The 13,121-nt window shown below is 66.7% G+C and carries 8 protein-coding genes; 5 read left to right on the forward strand and 3 right to left on the reverse strand.

Annotated features, from left to right (window positions below; genetic code table 11):
- Positions 1-259 precede the first annotated feature (259 nt).
- Complete coding sequence (locus tag IP65_RS13725) at positions 260-3,523, reverse strand: DUF3857 domain-containing protein (RefSeq protein WP_231627716.1); 3,264 nt, start codon at positions 3,521-3,523, stop codon at positions 260-262.
- A 270-nt stretch (positions 3,524-3,793) separates the two neighbouring features.
- On the opposite strand from IP65_RS13725, the gene IP65_RS13730 reads away from it, so the two are divergent.
- The 3 genes from IP65_RS13730 (at position 3,794) to IP65_RS13740 (ending at position 7,675) form a co-directional block, all read left to right on the forward strand.
- Positions 3,794-4,444, forward strand: coding sequence for a hypothetical protein (locus IP65_RS13730; RefSeq protein WP_054132092.1), 651 nt, complete (start codon positions 3,794-3,796; stop codon positions 4,442-4,444).
- A gap of 417 nt (positions 4,445-4,861) precedes the next feature.
- Positions 4,862-6,856 (forward strand): SPFH domain-containing protein, encoded by a 1,995-nt coding sequence (locus tag IP65_RS13735; RefSeq protein WP_156306620.1) that lies wholly within the window; start codon positions 4,862-4,864, stop codon positions 6,854-6,856.
- Positions 6,857-7,006: 150 nt separating this feature from the next.
- The gene (locus IP65_RS13740) at positions 7,007-7,675 is read left to right on the forward strand and encodes a glutathione S-transferase family protein (protein ID WP_028658327.1); all 669 of its coding nucleotides are present in this window, start codon (positions 7,007-7,009) and stop codon (positions 7,673-7,675) included.
- Between the two features lie 51 nt (positions 7,676-7,726).
- Here the strand turns inward: IP65_RS13740 and IP65_RS13745 are convergent, their stop codons facing one another.
- Positions 7,727-8,209: an Lrp/AsnC family transcriptional regulator gene (locus IP65_RS13745; RefSeq protein ID WP_022678075.1), complete on the reverse strand. Its 483-nt coding sequence runs from the start codon at positions 8,207-8,209 to the stop codon at positions 7,727-7,729.
- A gap of 181 nt (positions 8,210-8,390) precedes the next feature.
- Between IP65_RS13745 and IP65_RS13750 the strand changes: the two genes are divergently transcribed.
- Positions 8,391-9,698: an aminotransferase class V-fold PLP-dependent enzyme gene (locus IP65_RS13750; protein ID WP_231627717.1), complete on the forward strand. Its 1,308-nt coding sequence runs from the start codon at positions 8,391-8,393 to the stop codon at positions 9,696-9,698.
- Positions 9,695-10,666, forward strand: coding sequence for an ornithine cyclodeaminase family protein (locus IP65_RS13755; RefSeq protein WP_054132093.1), 972 nt, complete (start codon positions 9,695-9,697; stop codon positions 10,664-10,666). Before IP65_RS13750 ends, IP65_RS13755 begins: the two co-directional genes overlap by 4 nt.
- A gap of 119 nt (positions 10,667-10,785) precedes the next feature.
- Here the strand turns inward: IP65_RS13755 and IP65_RS13760 are convergent, their stop codons facing one another.
- On the reverse strand, positions 10,786-13,053 hold the full coding sequence (locus tag IP65_RS13760) for a TonB-dependent receptor (protein ID WP_054132094.1): 2,268 nt from the start codon (positions 13,051-13,053) through the stop codon (positions 10,786-10,788).
- Positions 13,054-13,121: the final 68 nt, after the last annotated feature.

Genomic DNA, 13,121 nt, shown 5'->3' on the forward strand with positions numbered 1-13,121 from the left:
GCTGCCAATCCGCGCTGCGTCGATCCATTGTGTGGGTTGGGAGCAAGGATTGGTGGTTGATTGCCATGGCGCAAATCATTGAGCGGGACCCCGGGTCAAGCCCGGGGTGACGTAAGGTTTTAGAAAACAACACCTTCTTCGTCACCCCGGGCTTGACCCGGGGTCCCGCTTTTCTGGTGGCCCGTCCTGCCAGACCGTCCGCAACCGGCGCGTCACCAGCCTTGGGCCTCGTCCGCACCGCACATGGCGCGCGCGGCGCTCAGAATCCTGGCGGCAGTTGCATGCCATATTCGGCCCAGGTCTTGTCCACCCCCGGTGACAGGCTGCGCGCGCGGGACAGATCGGCCAGCGCGCGGTCACGCTCGCCCAGGCGGGCATAGGCCAGCCCGCGCCCATAGAGCGAGGCGATCAGCGTCGGCGCCATGCGCAGCGCGGTGTCGTAGTCGGCAATCGCGCCCTTGTTGTCACCCTGGCGCAGGCGCAGGAAACCCCGGCTGTCGATGAAATCGGGGCGGCCCGGCGCCAGGCGCAGGGCGTTGTCGCAATCGCCGCCGGCACTGTCGAGCGCCAGGTTGTGCGTGGCCTTGAACCAGCACACCAGGTTGTGCGCCTCCGGGTCTTGGGCATGGCCGGCCAGCGTGGTGCCGGCCAGTTGCAGCGCGGCGGCGGTGCGCCCCTGCGCGGCCATCATGTCCATCTGCGCGGCCGCCACCTTGAGCGAGGTGGGCGCCAGCTTGGCCGCGTGGGTGATATCGGCGGCCATCGCGTCAGTGGCGGCAGCGTCTCGTTCCAGGGCGGCGCGTTGCAGCAGGGCATCGATATTGTCGGGATCGCGCTTCAATGCGGCGGTCACGTCGGTCATGCGTCCGGCATTGTCGCCCACCGGCCGCATCGACGCGTGAGTCAGCAGGTCTGCCGTCGTGCCGTCATGCGCCACCAGCCAGTCGGCATCGGCCAGGGCACCGGTGCGGTCGCCCTCCTGTGCGCGCAGGGCGGCGCGCAGGCGGCGCATGTCGCGCGCGTCGGGGTTCTTGACAAGCAGCGCGTCGGCTCCCTCCAGTGCCTCGGTCGTGCGGCCCAGCATCGAAAGCGCGACCACGCGCACGGGCTGCAGCGGCAGATCGGGCGCGAGGACAAGCGCGGCGTCGGTATCGGCCAGGGCCGGGCCATATTGGCCCATCGCCAGGTGCGCGCTGGCTCGCCCGGCCAGAGTGCGCGGGTTGCGCGGATCGATCGCGATGGCGCGGTCATAGGCAGCGATGGCGTCGGCCATCTTCTGCGCCTTGAGCGCGACCAGCCCCTTGGTCGCCCAGGCCATGTCGTATTTGTCGTCCAGCGCCAGTGCGGCATCGGCCGTTTCGGTGGCGCGGGCATCGCCCTGGCTGGCATAGGCAAAGGCCAGCAGCCCTTGCGCGATCGGCTGCTTGGCATCGACCGCCAGCGACGCATTCAGGCCGGCGATGGCGCCGGGCATGTCGCCCCGGTCAAACGCAGCCGCGCCGCGTACCAGCCAGGCATGGGCCAGCGCCGGCTTGTCGGCGGCGAGGGCAGCCATGTCGGCATCGGTCGCTTCATACATCGCGGGCAGGCGGATGAACTGGCCATGGTTGCCCAGTTCGGCCATGCGATCGCGCACTTTGGCGGCATCGGCGGCGGGCAATTCGGCCTTGAGAGCGCGGGTGTCGTTGTCCATCGTCACCGTATCGCCATCCAGCGTCACGCGGCGGTGAAAGGCATAGAGGCCGCCCACGGTTTCATCCACGTCGCTCGCTTGCAAGGCAAAGTCCTTGCCGCCATGCGGCAGGCGCACGGTTTCGTGGTTGGCCCACCAATCGGGATAATCAAACGCAAAGGGCGCATCGGCCAGCAAGGTGCCCTCGCGCTGCACATCGGGTTTCCACCCCACGCGCGCGCGATCGAGTTCGTACCAGCGCATCGATCCGCTTGAGGTCCACTCCATCTTGGCGGTGCCGGTCATGCCCAGCACATAGTCGCCGCTGGCCTCGTCCAGAGTGGCCGTCACGGTTTGCGGGGTAACGAAATCATAGACATCGCGCCACAGCTTGCGCAGATGGCGTTCGCGCTCCGCCGTGGCAAGACCGGCATATTTCATCCGCCAGCGCGCCGCCGTATCGCCGCGCGCGCGCATTTCCGCCCGCGCCGGGGCGGGCACCTCCACCCCGGCCGAGGCATCGAGCGCAAGGCTGGTCACCACCTGCGGCGCGCCTGGCGCGGGCGGCACCATCGCCACCAGGCCGCTGCCTTGCGCCGTGGTGGGCAGGCCGCTCACGTAGTTTGGTACTTCCAGCCGGTCGAGCCGGCTATCGCCCTGGCGCGTGCCGTCCAGCCAATAGCTGCGCCCGCCGATCTGCGCCTCGACCAGCACATGATCGAACAGGTTCATCGCCGGCAGGCGCGCGGCCACGGCATCGCCGCTGTCGGTATCGACAAAGACCGGCCGCGCCGCGATGCCCAGCCCCTTGAGCAGGGCCACGAGCAGCGCGGTCTTGCCCTTGCAATCGCCAAAGCGGCGCTGCCACGTCAGGTCTGCCGGGGCGGGCACGAAACCGCCATCGTTCATGCCGATGAACAGATAGCGCACCTGTTCCTGCACCAGGGCCAGCGCCAGTTCGGCGCGGCGCACCGGATCGGCGCTGGCGGCGGCAATGCGCGCGATCTCGGCCTTGAGCGGGCTATCGGGTTTGAGCGTTTCGGCCGTCTCGAACAGCGCGTGTCCCGTGCGCGAGACGCTGGGCCAATCGGCAAATTCGGTCAGCTCCACCAGGTTGACCAGGCCAAAGCGCGCGGGCGCACCGCTGGGCGCCCGCTCGGTGGAAAAGTCGGTGCGTTCGGCCAGCAGCTCCATCGTGTCACCCTGCCGCGTCAGCTTGGGCTCCACTACGCCGGGCCAGGCGCGCCATTGCACCGCGCGGCCCACCGGCCAGGTCATCCTCAGGCGATAGTGGCCCAGCGGATAGCCGTCTGCCGGGCCCATCACCAGTTCGGCACGACCACCGATCGCCGGATCGCGGCGCGTGCGGGTATAGGCAACATCGATCACATCGCCGACGCGCAGGTCATCGGGCTGGAGCGTGGCGGTCAGCTTGCCGTCGAGCATCGCATCTTCGAGGTTCTTTTCGCGGCGCACCACGGAAAGGGCGCTGCCATCGCCCAGCAGGTCGATCACGCTATCGCCGCGCAGGATGCGATAGCGGTGCAGCGTCAGCGTTTCGAGGCTGGGGTCCCAGCTCAATTGCAGGGCGGCATCGTCCAATCCCTGGGTGGTGGCAATGCGAAAGCGGTTGGCGCGATAGACGCTGCTGCCGCCATCGATCAGGCGCGCCTGCTCATCGATCAGCAGGTCGATCGTGGCGGCACCTTGCGCGCCGGCGCCGGTGGGCGTGATCGCGGCGCCGGGCGGCAAGACCCACGGTTCGGGCGGGGCAATGGCCGGGCGGGCCAGCGCCGCGCTGGCCGCGCTGGCCTTGCCCTCGGGCGTGGCGTGGGCGCTAATGGGTGCCACGCCCAACCCCAGACCCCGGCCCAAGCCCAGCAGGGCGAGCGCTGCACATGGCCGCGAAGAAGCGGCGGCCAGCGCCGCGGCTGCACGAAAAACCCCCAAGAATGCCCCCACCTTTGTGCCGCATGGTAACGGCAGATTTGTCTTTGTTGCCATTGCTATCGCCTGCGCCGGGAACCGTCCAGCCAGGGTTGGCGCGAAATTGCTTCAAGTTTCGCGGGAAGCGGGGCAGATGGGCCATGCCGCAGCGCGCGGTGCCTGGATCGACGCACGATGACCGCAGACAGACCGCCGGTTTACCTCGCTGATCAGTCGGCCGTGCTCGGCGTGCCTGCCCGTTCGGCCGTTCGCCCGATCCGGCGCGGACGGCTGGTGGCGGGCATTGCCCTGCATTTCCTGGCGCCCGGTTATGGCCTGGTGCTGGTGACCGATGCCGCGCTGGGCCATGCCCCGCATGCGTGGGCGGCCTGGCTGCCCCATGCCCTGCATCTGGGCGGCTGGTTCCTGGCCGCCTATGGCGCCGCGGCCGTGGTGGCAAGCGGCGTGGCGGCGCTGGCCGATCGGCGCCAGCGCGCGGTGGCGGCACCGCCGGCAGTGTCGTTGGCCCCGGCCCTGGCCGCAGCGCAGGGCCGCTTTGGCGCGGCGGCTGATGCGCAACTGGCACGCATCGCCAGCCTGGCCGCGCCCACCGAGGCCGGCCCGATCGCCCAGGATATCATCCGCCTGCTCGCCGCCAGCAGCGCCGCGCCCGCATCCGATCCCGGAGTGCAGCAAGGCACGGCCCAGGCCCTGGCAATCTTGGCCGATGCCCTGGAGCAGGACGTGCGCCAAAGATCAGGCGCAGCACAGGACCAGGCGCGCGTCATGGCGCGGTATATCGACCTCAAGTATCGGCCCGGTTCTGACGGGCAGGATACTGTGTGACATTGCGATTGTTGTGGATTTCGCTGTGAAAACGGCCTAGATGAGTCGGTGGCCGCATCGAGCGGCTTTTAACAGGGCAACAGCACCCATGGGTGTGCAATTCTTCCCTTCGGCCCGGCGTATCGCCCGGCTCATTTTCACCAAGCACAGGTTTGAAAGCCCAGGCCGCTTGCGGCCTTAACGGCGCACAGTCCGCGCCAGGCATCAACCACGCCTGACAGTGGCCGCGCGTTCTTGCGCAACCGCACCACCCCATCCGCACGATTCCCGCACGCCGGTATGCCATGCCGGGCGCCATGCTTGCCCTAGCCGGGCCGGATAGCCGGCGCAGTTGGCAGGCATGCGTGCGGCCTGCTGTGAGGGTTGCGTCACCCCGGTTGCTGTTTCCCCTGATCCAGACTCCACAGGATGTCATCCATGCTTGATCCCATCATGCTCGGCACTGCTGCCGTGCTCGTCGTGTTCGTCTTCGTGCTGTTCGTGGCGTCGCGCTGCGTGCGCTATGTCGGCAACAATCGCGTGGCGATTGTCGAAAAGCTGTGGAGCGGCGCCGGTTCGATCACCGACGGGCTGATCGCTCTGCGCGGCGAAGCCGGGTTCCAGCCCGATGTGCTGCGCGGCGGCTATCACTTCTTCTTCCCGTTCCAGTATCGCATCCACAGCCAGTCGCTGGTGACCATTCCGCAGGGGCAGGTCGGCTATGTCTTTGCCCGCGATGGTGCGCCGCTTGGCCCCACGCAGACTCTGGCGAGCAATGCCCAGACCGCTGATTTCCTCGATGTGCGCGCGTTTCTCTCGGCCGGTGGGCAAAAGGGGCCGCAGCGCACGATCCTGCGCGAGGGCACTTATGCCATCAACACCGCGCAGTTCGTGATCATCACGCGTGATCGCATCCATGGCCTGATGCTCAATGCCAATGACGGCGATCTGTTCGGCCAGATGCAGACGCTGATCGCCGGGCGCGGCGGCTTCGAGGCCGTGGTGATCAAGGATTCGGCCGACCAGATCGGCATTGTCACCGTGCACGATGGCCCCGCGCTCAGCGCCGATCACATCATCGCGCCCGAAGTGGGCACGCAGCAGGGCGATGCCGCCACGTTCCACAACTCGTTCCAGGACCCGGAGAAGTTCATCGCCGCCGGTGGCCGGCGCGGGCGCCAGCTGCAGGTGCTGGTCGAAGGCAGCTATTACATCAACCGCCTGTTCGCCACGGTGGAAATGGTTGCCAAGACGGTGATCGAAGTGGGCCATGTCGGCGTCGTGATCAGCTATACCGGCAATGACACGGCCGATACCTCGGGCGATGATTATCGCCATGGCGAGCTGGTCGCGCGCGGGTCACGCGGGGTGTGGAGCGATCCGCTGCTGCCCGGCAAATATGCGTTCAACACCTATGCCGGCAAGATCCTGATCGTGCCCACCACCAACTTCATCCTGAAATGGGAAAGCGACACGATCGGCCAGCACAAGTTCGACGAAAACCTCTCGGAAGTCTCGCTGATCACGCGCGACGCGTTCGAACCCACCCTGCCGCTGTCGGTGGTGGTGCATATCGATTACCGCAAGGCGCCGCTGGTGGTGCAGCGCTTTGGCGATATCAAGAAGCTGGTCGAACAGACGCTCGATCCGATGGTCTCGGCCTATTTCAAGAACATCGCGCAGAAGCGCACGCTGATCGAACTGCTGCAGGAACGCAGCGACATCCAGGAACAGGCCGGCGCCGAAATGCGCGCCAAGTTTGCCACCTACAACCTGGAAATGCAGGAAGTGCTGATCGGTACGCCGCGCGCCAGCGCCGGCAACGACCAGATCGAGAAAGTGCTGCAACAGCTGCGCGAACGCCAGGTGGCCGAAGAGCGCGTGACGACCTATGAAAAGCAGCGGATCGCCGCCGAAGGCGAAAAGGCGCTGCGCGAGGCCGAGGCGCGGGCCAACCAGCAGACCGCGATCACCCAGTCGGAACTCTCGATCATCGTGCGCGAAAACGAAGGCAAGGCCGCCCTGCGCCAAGCCACGCAGCAGGCCGAGCAGACCCGCACCCTGGCCAAGGCCGAAAGCGAGCGCGTGCGCATCATCGGTGAGGGCGAGGCTGCCCGGATGATCGCCCTGGCCGCGGCCGATGCCGAACGCATCACCAAGACCGGCCTTGCCACCGCCGAAACCATTGCCCGCCAGGCAGAGGCATCGGGCGGCGCGCACAACCAGCTCACCCGCCAGATCGTGGAGCGCCTGGCCGACGCGCTGGAAAAGTCGGGCGTGGACATCGTGCCCCGCATCCAGATCAGCACCGGCGGCGAAGCCAGCGGCATCGCTGGCGGCCCGCTCGCCGCGCTGATCGGCATGATGCTGGGCGAAAAGGGCCGGGACATGCTGGCCAGCGACGCGGCGGCAGAGCCCGTGCAAACCCACTGACGCGTCTCGCACGGCCCCGTTCCGGCAAAACGGAACGGGGCCGTTTTATTCCCCATGGTTCTACCGTCGATAGCGCCAGGTAGCGTGATCCGGCGCCATCCCGGCGCAGATGTGCTATCGCCGCTGCGACGCAGCAAGGGGCAGCCTGACATGCCGATCGATCCGCAAGCCGCCATCGAAATCACCGCCTACGACTGGGTGCCCGACATGGCGCGCGGACGGGTCAAGGATCTGCGGGTGCGATGGGCGCTGGAGGAAATCGGCCTGCCCTATCGCGTCCGTCTTGTCGGCGGGGCGGGCACCGAAAAATCCGCAGAGCACCTTGCCGAGCAGCCCTTTGGCCAAGTTCCAGTCTATCGCGAGAACGGCCTGACCCTGTTTGAATCCGGGGCGATCCTGATCCACATCGGCGAAAAGGACGAACGGCTGCTGCCCCGCGACCCCGCCGGGCGGGCGCGGGCGATCGGCTGGGCGTTCGCGGCGCTCAACAGTATCGAGCCGTTTCTCGGCACGCTGACCATCCTGCGCTTCTTCGCCGATGGAAAACCGTGGCAAGACGAAGCCAAGGCCGCGGTGCGCCCCTTGGCCGTCATGCGGCTGGCGCAACTGGCACGGGAGATCGGGGATCGCGACTGGCTGGAGGATCGCTTCACGATCGGTGACTTGCTGATGATCGACGTGCTGCGCAATGTTCCAGAACCCGGCCTCGTGGCAGCCCACCCCAACCTGGCCGCCTACGTCGAACGCGGCAGGGCGCGCCCTGCTTTCCAGGCGGCATTGGCAGCGCAGATGGCCGTGTTGCAGCAGGCGCGGCGATGACCCCTCTCCGTTCGAACGCAGGATCGCGGGCACGGCACCACGCCGGGATCGTCACACGCTGGCAAAACCGCGCACAGGAATGGCTGTGGTGTGCTTGAGTTCCGACAGCGTGACGGTAGACACGATGTCGATCACGCCGGGCAGCTTGAGCACCACCTTGAATATGAATTTCTGATACCATTCCAGCGATTGCGCGATGACCTTGATCAGGATGTCGCGCTCGCCGAAAATGGTGTGGCACTCCAGGATTTCAGGCGTGATTTCGATCTTGCGCAGAAAATCCTCGCGCTGCTTGTCCGACAGCGCGGCCATCTTGAGCGTGGCGAAAACAATGATCGCATCGCCCAATTGCTTGCGATCGAGCAGGGCGACCTGGCCCTTGATATAGCCTTCCTCGCGCAGCCGTTGCAGCCGCCGCCAGCACGGCGATTGGGAAAGGCCCACCTTTTCAGCCAATTCCGTGGTGGAAAGGCTGGCATCCTGCTGGATCTGGTCGAGAATCTTGAGATCGATCGGGCTGAGCGGTTCGGCCATGCGAAAATTCCTGCAATTTGCGCAATGGCTATCTGGGTTTTGAGCCAGCACAAGATTAAATCGACGAAATGCATGGTCATCCTGCATGAACGCCGCGCTGTGTCCCTGTCCGGCATGGTTATGCGCAAACACGCTGCGAAACGGCATGAATTGGCAGCGGCGCGCGGCTATGCAGGGCACCATGGCATATCGGCAGGGCAAAGAGGCGATGGCGGGCGCGGGGCTGACGCGGCGCCAGGCGATGCAGGGGCTCGGCGCGGGCGTGGCTGCCGGCATGGCAGTGGGCCCGCAGGCTGCGCACGCCGGGGCGGCGGCAACTGCACCAACCGTCATCGCGCCAATCGCCACCACGCTGCCGGCCCGCGCTGCCTTTGCGCCCACCAGCCTGGCCTACCTCGACAACGGATCGCAGCACCCGCTAAGCCTAGGCGGCCAGGCGGCAATTGAGGCATATCTCGCCAAGCGGCGGCTGGACCCGGCGGCACAAGGCTATGATCTGGACGAGGCCGGCCTGCTGGCCAAGTTTGCCCGGCTGATCAACGCCGATGCCGACGAAGTGACCTATGTGCAAAGCACCACGGCGGCCGAGCAGATGGTGCTGCGCGCCCTGGACCTGCCGGGTAACGGCGGTGCGCGCGTGGTGACCGACGCGCTCCATTTCTTCGGCTCCATCCCGCTTTACGAAGAAATGGCGCGCCAGGGGGTGAACGTCACCTGGGTGCAGGCGGTGGATGGCCGCATCCGCATGGAGGATATGGCCAGGGCGCTTGCCGGTGGGGCGCGGCTCGTGGCACTTTCGCAAGTGTCGACGATCAATGGGTTCGAGCATGACCTCAAAGCGGTGTGCGACTTGGCCCATGCCCATGGCGCGCTGGTCTATGCCGACATGATTCATGCCGCCGGCTGCGTGCCGGTGGACGTGAAAGCCAGCGGCGTCGATTTCGCCGCCTGCGCATCGTACAAATGGCTGATGGGCGATTTCGGGCTGGGGTTCCTCTATGTGCGGCGCGATGTCTGGCCGCGCCTCAAGCGCTGTGCCTATGGGTACTACGGCATCGATACGTTCCAGCCGCATATCTATCCGCTCGATCCGCCGGGGCAGGCGGTGGCCGACTACGCGTTTGCCGACAATGCCACCGGCCGCTTTGCCCTGGGCACCCACAGCCACGCGGTGATCGCGCAACTGCACCATTCGCTCGACTGGATCATGGCCACGGGCGTGGCGCGCATCCAGGCCCATGCGCAAGGGCTGGTAGCCCGGCTGAAAGCCGAATTGCCTGGGCGCGGCTATACGGTCATGACCCCGCCCGAATGCGGCGCCCCGATCGTGACAGCGATCTGCGCCGATGCCCGCGCCAGGATTGGCCCGGCAATGGCGGCGGCGGGGGTAAAGCTGACGCTGTCGGCCAACCGTTTTCGCCTGACGCCTTCGGTGCAGAACGACGATGCCGACATAGACCGGTTCCTGGCGGCCCTGCCGCGCGCATGAAAGAGGCCAAGATGGCGCAAGACCTGGTGTTCATCGATGGCGAGCGCGTGCATCGCCTGCTCGATTATCCTGCCTGCATCGCGGCCATGGAGGCGGCGATGCGCGCGCTTTCGGGCGGCGCAACGCGACAATTGCCGCGCACCATGATCCACATGGGCGAGGGGCGCACCTTTGCCCAGATGACCGCGAGCCTGGCAGACGATGGCATGTTCGGGGCCAAGTTGATCAGCGTGTTCGCCGATCCGGCCCGGCCGGGCCAGCGCAGCCATCGCGGCGTGATCACCCTGTTCGAGCCGGCACAAGGCCATCCCGTGGCCGTGGTCGATGCCGAGGCGGTGACTCACATACGCACCGCCGCGGCGACGGCCGTGGCCACGCGCGCCCTGGCCCGCGCCGATGCCCGCGTGCTGCTGATCATGGGCACCGGCGGGCAGGCCCATACCCACCTGGCCGCGCTGCCGCTGGTCCATCGTTTTGAGCGCATCCTGATCTGGGGCCGCGATCCTGCCCGCGCGGCGGCTGTGGTGCAGCAATGGCAGGACCGCTTGCCCGTGGCCGTGGCACCAGACGCGCAAGCGGCAGTGGCGCAGGCCGATGTGATCTGCACCGTGAGCGGCGCTGCCCAGCCGATCCTGCTGGGGCAATGGGTGCGGCCCGGCACGCACGTCAACCTGGTGGGATCGAGCGCGCCCGGCCCGGTGGAAGCCGACACCGCCCTTGTCGCGGCCGCGCGCTATATCGCCGACAGCAAGGCCAACGCGTTAGAGGCTGCTGCCGAATTCCTGGTCGCCCGCGCCGCCGGCGTGGTGAACGACGCCCATATCGTGGCCGAGATCGGCGAGGTGCTGCTCGGCCAGGTACCCGGACGCCGCGATGCGCGTGATATCACGCTCTACAAGTCGCTCGGCCACGCCGTGCAGGATATCGCCGCCGCGCAGTTGCTGCTGGAGCGCGTGCGGGCGGGGTAGGGGGTGCCCGCGTGCATGCGGGCGGGGAAAGTCAGTCTTCCTGAAACGGCAAATCCGCTGCCTCCGTGGAATGAAGGCAGCGGACCGTTGCGACCCGAATGTTTCGGGGGATTGGCCGTTCAGAAGGAACCGGCAAACTGCACGCCGACCGTGCGGGGCGGGATGTAGCGGCCATAGGGCGCGGTGGTGCCGTTGCGGTTGATCGCATAGAGCACGGCGCGTTCGTCGGTCAGGTTGCGCGCAAAGATGTTGACGCTCCACCCAGCATCGAGCGTGACACCGGCGCGCACGTCGAGCTGGCCATAGCTGGGCAGCATCTGGCGTTCGCGGCCGGCCGCGGCGAGGTTGTTGAGGAAATCGCCCGGCCGCTTGCCCGTCCAGGCATAGTTCACGCCCAGCGAGCCGCTGACGCCTTCACCCAGGCGCACTTTCTGATCGAGCCCGATATTGGCAGTGAACCGCGCCGAGTTGGGCAGGCGATCGCCCTTGGCGCCAACCAGCGCGGAACCGCCATCGGTGGCCGCCGGCAGCGCCTGGGTCAGCACGGCATCGGTGAACGTGGCGTTGCCGCTGATCGCGCCGCCGGTCCAAGGCCGCACCGTTCCGGCCAGTTCCACGCCCCGGCTGCGCGCCTTGGCGCCGTTGGTGGTGAACGTCAGCTCGTTGGCCGAGGTGTTCTGCAACTGGATGCGGCTCCAGTCGATCTGGAACACCGACAGGTCGAAATCGAGCTTGCCCTCCAGCACCGAACCCTTGGCGCCCGCTTCATAGTTGACCACGCGGTCAGAGCGATAGGTGCCAGGTACGCCATCGGCCAGGGTATTGGTGCCACCGGGGCGATAGCCATTGGCAACGCGCGCATAGACCATCACGTCGCGCGTGATGTGCCAGCTGGGCGAAACCAGCCAGGTGAACGGGCTTTCCGAGGTGCGGTGTTCTTCGCTGCTGGAAAAGCCGAAGATGTATTGCGCGACGCCCGTGGTGGCGACGGTGGAAAGGTTGTCCTGCTTGTTGTGGGCATAGCGGCCGCCCACTTGCAGATCGAGGCCGGGCGCAAGGTGCCCGGTCACCGTGCCGAACGCCGCCAGTTCACGATAGGTGGAAGGCCCGGCGCCGACATACGGCGTGTCGATCAGGCTGCCACTGGCGTTCATCAGCAGCATGGTTTGCGAAATATTGGCGTGCTCGACCGAATAGAACCCGCCGAGCATCCAGTCGAGTGCCGTGCTGCTGCCCGAGAGGCGCAGTTCTTGCGAGAAGCGGGTGGCGCGGTGCGAATTGGTCAGGAACACCGACGACAGGCCGGGGTAATAGCGGCCGAGCAAACCGCCGAAGATGCTGGTGAGATCCTGGTAGGGCACGGATTCGTTGACGTTCCAGCCGGTGACCGAGGTGACCTGGACTTTGCCCAGATCGAGCACGGCGCGCGCCGAATAGACATCGAACTGGCTGCGGCTGGGCTGGCCCAGCACGCGGGTGACCGAATAGGGATCGGCGTTGACGCTGTTGAAATTGGTGTCGGACTTGAAATCGACCAACCCGCTGTTCTCGGTGCGCAGGCGCTGGCGAATGGCGCTGAGCGTGATCGTCAGGTTATCCACCGGGCGCAGCAGCAGCGCGGCGCGGCCGCCCCATTGGCGCTGGTGGTTGGCATTGGCCAGGAATTGCCCGGTGTTGCTGTCGGTGTTGTCCACCCAAGCCGGATCGCGGCGATAGAAGCCGCTGACCGCCAGCGCGACGCGGTCCTTGATCAGCGGCACGTTGAGCGAGCCACGCAGCGAATTGCCCTGGCCGCCATGGGCCACGGTGGAAACGCCCGCTTCCACCCGCCCGGTAAATTGCGTGGTGCTGGGGTCTTGCGTCACGTACTTGATGATGCCGCCCAGGCTGGCCGCACCATAGAGCGTGCCCTGGGGGCCGCGCAGCACTTCGATGCGCGAAAGGATCGCCGGGTCGAAATCGGGAATGTCGGTATCGCCGTTGGCGGTGGCCGAACCGAAGGGCACATCGTCAACCAGCACGGCCAGCGTGGGATTGGTGGCCCCGCCGGTGGTAATGCCGCGCAGCGACAGGCTGTGCACGGCCTGGCCGGAATACTGCAGGCCGGGGATGCGGTTGAAGTAGTCCCGGATGTTGGTCAGGTTCTGCTCGGTGAGCGTGTTGGCCGACAGCGCGGTGACCGGGGCAGGCACATCGATCAGGCGCTGGCTGGTCTTGAGTGCGGTGACGATGATCGTATCGCCCGGCTCTTCTGTGCTGGCCTGCGGCGCGACCGGCGTGGCGGTCTGCGCATGGGCACCCAGGGCCAGGCCGCCGGACAGAATCGGCGCCAGGGTCAGGGCCAGGGCGGATCGACGGCGGAACGCGCCGGTGGTGTTGGTCTGCATGGATGCCCTCATGTTCTGGTTGGTTCGTTATCGGCAAGAACACCACAACGGAGCGGGAATTTTTATTT

Source organism: Novosphingobium sp. AAP1, from assembly GCF_001295765.1.
Lineage (GTDB): Bacteria > Pseudomonadota > Alphaproteobacteria > Sphingomonadales > Sphingomonadaceae > Novosphingobium > Novosphingobium capsulatum.

Excerpts from the sequence above, each read along its gene's own strand:
- IP65_RS13755 (WP_054132093.1), top strand. The coding sequence starts at position 9,695 with ATGAAAGAGGCCAAGATGGCGCAAGACCTGGTGTTCATCGATGGCGAG.
- IP65_RS13745 (WP_022678075.1), bottom strand. The coding sequence starts at position 8,209 with ATGGCCGAACCGCTCAGCCCGATCGATCTCAAGATTCTCGACCAGATC.
- IP65_RS13730 (WP_054132092.1), top strand. The coding sequence starts at position 3,794 with ATGACCGCAGACAGACCGCCGGTTTACCTCGCTGATCAGTCGGCCGTG.
- IP65_RS13760 (WP_054132094.1), bottom strand. The coding sequence starts at position 13,053 with ATGCAGACCAACACCACCGGCGCGTTCCGCCGTCGATCCGCCCTGGCC.
- IP65_RS13740 (WP_028658327.1), top strand. The coding sequence starts at position 7,007 with ATGCCGATCGATCCGCAAGCCGCCATCGAAATCACCGCCTACGACTGG.
- IP65_RS13750 (WP_231627717.1), top strand. The coding sequence starts at position 8,391 with ATGGCATATCGGCAGGGCAAAGAGGCGATGGCGGGCGCGGGGCTGACG.
- IP65_RS13735 (WP_156306620.1), top strand. The coding sequence starts at position 4,862 with ATGCTTGATCCCATCATGCTCGGCACTGCTGCCGTGCTCGTCGTGTTC.